At 72.3% G+C, this 867-nt stretch carries 2 protein-coding genes; both read left to right on the plus strand.

The annotated features are described in order from the left end of the window. On the plus strand, nucleotides 1–381 hold a 381-nt coding region (gene mdcG / locus G3N94_RS41555; protein WP_205799939.1), incomplete at its 5' end, for a malonate decarboxylase holo-[acyl-carrier-protein] synthase. 11 nt (nucleotides 382–392) lie between these two features. Then, nucleotides 393–867, plus strand: a 475-nt coding sequence (locus G3N94_RS41560) for a triphosphoribosyl-dephospho-CoA synthase (protein WP_205799940.1), incomplete at its 3' end; no start/stop codon positions are given.

Raw genomic sequence — 867 nt, forward strand, 5'->3', positions numbered from 1 at the left:
TTGCTCGATGCCGCGCCCGCCGCGTGGCGTCAGCCATTGCGCGAGCTGGACGCGCTCGGCGCGCGCTGCGGCGTCGCCGGCCGCGTGTTCGGCAGCCTCGCGTGGCAGGCATTGACCGGCGAGCGCTATCTGACCGATTCATCCGATCTCGACGTCGTGTTTCCGCTGCCGGATCCCGTCCACACGCGGACGCTGCTCGACGGGCTCGCGGCAATCGACGCGCGCGCGCCGATGCGCGTCGACGGCGAGCTGCTGCGCAACGACGGCGCGGGCGTCAACTGGCGCGAGCTGCATGCGCAGTTGCCCGAGGTTGCCGTGAAGACGGCAGGCGGCGTCGTGCTCAGTCCGGCCGCCGATTTTCTCGGCGAGGGCGTGCGATGAGTGCGCTGGCGATGCTGCACCCGCTGCCGGTGCTGCAACCGGATGCGGCGCAGACTACGGCGAGGATTGCGGCGCAGTCTGCAGCAACAATCGCAGCGCTCGCCGAACGCAGCCTGCTGCTCGAGATCGACACTTATCCGAAGCCGGGGCTCGTCAGTCACGTCGATGCCGGCAGTCACGCGGACATGGACGCGTCCACGTTCGCGCGCAGCGCCGCCGTGCTGCGGCCGTATTTCGCGGAACTCGCGAGCGCGGGGGCGCGCGATGCCGAGATGGCGGTGCTGCGCAAGATCGGCCTGCGCGCCGAGCATGCGATGCTCGCCGCGACGGGCGGCATCAACACCCACCGCGGTGCGATCTTCGGGCTCGGGCTGCTGTGTGCGGCCGCGGGCCGGCGCAGCGTGCCGGGCGCGGTGGCGCCCGACCTGACGCTCGGCGCGTTCGTCGCGCACCGCTGGGGCGCGGACATTCTCGGCGGGCCGCGGC

Origin of the sequence: Burkholderia sp. Ac-20353 (assembly GCF_017104785.1) — a bacterium.
Classification (GTDB): domain Bacteria; phylum Pseudomonadota; class Gammaproteobacteria; order Burkholderiales; family Burkholderiaceae; genus Burkholderia.